Origin of the sequence: Sandarakinorhabdus sp. (assembly GCF_040398645.1) — a bacterium.
In the GTDB taxonomy this organism is placed as follows: domain Bacteria; phylum Pseudomonadota; class Alphaproteobacteria; order Sphingomonadales; family Sphingomonadaceae; genus Sandarakinorhabdus.
This window is the reverse complement of the sequence record NZ_JBBATR010000040.1, coordinates 7,407-10,372: the sequence shown is the minus strand read 5'-3', so window position 1 is coordinate 10,372 and position 2,966 is coordinate 7,407. Positions and strand designations below refer to the sequence as shown.

The following is a 2,966-nucleotide window of genomic DNA, read 5'->3' as shown; positions in this document are numbered from 1 at the left end:
CCAACCAGGAGAAGACCCATGACCGTGACCAACAACAACACCGCCGCCGAACTCAACGAAACCCAGCTCGACCAGGTGGTCGGTGCCGGCGGTCTGTTAATCGAGCGCCGTGGCAATGCAGTCGCCAGCGAGATTATCGTGCACGATACCAGCGTTCGCAAGGCCGGCGGCACGCAGACGGACTGATTGCCGAGGCGATCACGCAACCCCAGCGTCTCGCCATTGAGGCCAGCAAGTGGGGTTGGCGGCACCTGCCCGATGACGGAGGCTCCGTCCGGTCGCATTGCTGCCGCCAACCCGGCCCGCTTTGAAGATGCCGAGCCGCCGAAGTGCACGGTTCGGCCCACCTGACAAAGGTGGACATGCCGGGCACGGCGTTTAGACTGCACTGCAAGGGGAGATCCGGGCATGACCGAAACAATTTTCCGGCAATCGGCGCTCGACCGCATGGCGAGCCCCGAACGGCTTGATGCCCCCTTGAAATTGGTCGGCCGGCCAAGCTGGCTGCTGCTCGGCGCCTTTGCCTTTGCCATTGTCGCCGGCCTGATCTGGGCCATCGCGACGACCGCGCCCGTGAAAGTTTTGGCACGCGGCCTCATCATCGACCGCACCGGCCTGGCGGAAATCACTGCCGCCGATGCCGGCCGGATCGAGCGGCTTCTGGTGGCGCCCGGCGACACGGTGACGGCCGGACAGAAGATCGCCACGCTGGCCCGCACCGGCCTGGTGCGCGAAATCAACGCCGCACGTGCCAAACTCAGCGATGCCGAGGCGCGCTATGCCCGGCTGCGCAGCTTTTATGGCGCGCAAGGCTCCCGCCAAGCCGGGGCCGATGATGTGCGCCTGGCCACCATCGCGCAAACCCGCAAGGCGCTGACCGAACGTGAGCGTGACCTTGGGGCCAAAGCCACAAAGATGGAATCCCTGATTGCGCGCGGCTTCATCAAGCGCGACGAGCTGGTCAACGTCCAGATCGCGCTCGCCGATGTCCGCGAACGGCTGGCCAATCTGGGTGAATCAGCCCTGCGCGTGCGCATCGATGCCAACCAGCGCAGCGGCGAAACCGGCCTCGCCTTGCTTGATGAACAGCGCACGATCGAGGAGCAGCAGCGCACGATCGCACGGCTGTCCGCCCAGCTCGCCGATCAGCAGACCATCCGCGCGCCGCAGGCCGGAGTGGTCACCGAGGTCAAGGTCAATGCCGGCGACGTGATCGCGGCGGGCAGCGCGCTGGCGACGCTATCGCCAACCGATGGCGCGCTGGTTGCCTTGCTTTATATTCCCGCCGCTGACGGCAAGCGCGTGCTGCCGGGCATGGCCGCCGAGATCGCGCCGACAACGGTCGAGCGGTCGGTTTATGGCCATATTCCCGGCAAGATCATCGCCGTCGCGCCGCTGCCCGCCACGGCCGAAGGGATGCGCCGTGTGCTGCGCAACGATCAACTGGTGCAGGCGCTGGTTGCCGGCGGCGCGCCGATCGAAGTGCGGGTTGCGCTGACACGCGACAGCGCGAATGTCAGTGGCTTCGCCTGGTCGGCATCGAAAGGCCCCAAGACGCAGGTGAGCGCCGGATCGCCAGTCGAAGGCCGCGTGGTGGTGGAGCGCACCCGGATGATCCGCTGGCTGATCCCGGGAACCGGGCAATGAGTTGGCAGCTGGGGACCTGGCAGCTGGGACGCACCCGCTCCCCCACCGTGCTGCAGCTGGAAGCCGCCGAATGCGGTGCGGCGTCGCTGGCGATGATCCTTGGCCATCATGGCCGCCACGTGCCGTTGGACGAGTTGCGCGGCCTGTGCGGTGTGTCGCGCGATGGCAGCAAGGCATCGAGCGTGCTGCGCGCCGGCCGCGCGCTGGGGTTGACCGCCAGGGGCCTGAAGGCCGAGCCCGAACATCTCGCCGATATGCCAATGCCGCTGATTGCCTTTGTAAACTTCAACCATTTCCTGGTGGTAGACGCAATCAACGATCGTTACGTCCAGCTGAACGACCCGGCCACGGGGCGGCGGCGCGAGACCCGCGAGGCGTTTTCCGACGGTTTCACCGGCGTCGTGCTGACGTTCGAGCCGGGGCCGGCATTCGTGCGCGGCGACAGCCGGCCGAGCCTGCTGCAATCGCTTGCCGCGCGCTTCGATGGTCTGCGCCCGGCGCTTGTCTTTGTGTTCCTCACCGCGCTGGCGCTGGTGGTTCCGGGGGTATTGTTGCCGGTGTTTTCGCGTGTGTTCGTCGATTATGTCCTGATCCGCAATTTGGACGATTGGCTGACCCCGCTGCTGATCGGCATGGCGCTGACGGCGGCGGCCCGGTTCGTATTGATGGAGTTGCAGAACGAAGCGCTGCTCAAGACGCGGCAACGGATGAGCCTGGAGACCGGCGGCGCGTTGATGGCCAAGCTGCTGCGGCTGCCGGTGGCGTTTTTTGACCAACGATTTTCGGGCGAGATTGCCGATCGTGTGCGCTTGAACGAGGCGCTGGCCGATCTGCTCACCGGGCAGCTGGCTTCGGCGGCGGTCAGCCTGGTCACCGCCGGCTTTTTCCTGGTGTTGCTACTGTTTTATTACTGGCCGCTCACGATTGCGGTGGCTGTGCTCGCGATGCTCAATGCCGGCGTGCTGGTGGCCTCCAACGCAGTGCTTTCGGAACGTTTTCGCAAGATCTCCATCGACCGGGGCAAGCTGCAAGGCGCGCGCATTGCCGGCATCAAGGACATGGAGACCTTCAAGGCGTCGGGCGCGGAGGACATGCTGTTCGCGCGCTGGACCGGCCTGGCGACCCGCGTGCAGAACGGCCAGCAAGCGACAACCCGGGTCAGTGCCTGGATCGCGCCGCTGCCCACGCTGATCGGCGCGCTGATTACGGTCACCATCCTGGTGTGGGGCGGCTTTGCCGTGATCGCCGGCGAGATGACGTTGGGCGGCCTTGTCGGCTATCAGACGCTTGCCGCCAGCTTTGTTGCACCGGTTGCGGCG

At 66.0% G+C, this 2,966-nt stretch carries 3 protein-coding genes; all 3 read left to right on the top strand.

Going from position 1 to position 2,966, the window contains the following annotated elements; all coding sequences use genetic code 11:
- Positions 1-18: 18 nt before the first annotated feature.
- Positions 19-186, top strand: coding sequence for a hypothetical protein (locus ABWP50_RS09685; protein ID WP_353217792.1), 168 nt, complete (start codon positions 19-21; stop codon positions 184-186).
- A 222-nt stretch (positions 187-408) separates the two neighbouring features.
- Complete coding sequence (locus tag ABWP50_RS09680) at positions 409-1,647, top strand: NHLP bacteriocin system secretion protein (RefSeq protein WP_353217791.1); 1,239 nt, start codon at positions 409-411, stop codon at positions 1,645-1,647.
- Positions 1,644-2,966 (top strand): cysteine peptidase family C39 domain-containing protein (locus ABWP50_RS09675; RefSeq protein ID WP_353217790.1); only part of this gene is annotated, 1,323 nt, incomplete at its 3' end. The genes ABWP50_RS09680 and ABWP50_RS09675, both read left to right, overlap by 4 nt.